Annotated in this window: 1 pseudogene; it reads right to left on the bottom strand. The window is 66.3% G+C overall.

Annotation, left to right across the window (positions count from 1 at the left end):
- Positions 1-49 precede the first annotated feature (49 nt).
- Positions 50-264 (bottom strand): annotated as a pseudogene (locus AU465_RS36005) (hypothetical protein); the annotation flags it as partial.

Raw genomic sequence — 264 nt, 5'->3', positions numbered from 1 at the left:
TCGACCGGCTTCGTCGCCACCATGACCTTGACCGCTCCCGCTGGCCCGATCACGACGTTGCCCTCAGCGCACGGATCACCGCTGCAACCGTCTTCGAATCCGCCCCACGACCCACCCGCATTGCGATGCCGTCGATCTCGAGCTCGATCACACCAGTGTCTCGAGCCGGCTCCCGCTTCCTTGGCTGTGGCGGATGCTTCGCCGCAGGCTTCGGAGGCGCCGCCGTCACCACCGCCGGCACGAACATGGATTCCGATATCGCTG

It is taken from the genome of Mesorhizobium silamurunense, from assembly GCF_014843905.1.
Lineage (GTDB): Bacteria > Pseudomonadota > Alphaproteobacteria > Rhizobiales > Rhizobiaceae > Mesorhizobium > Mesorhizobium silamurunense.
Note: the sequence above shows the minus strand (reverse complement) of the source record. Positions and strands in the feature narration are given on the sequence as shown.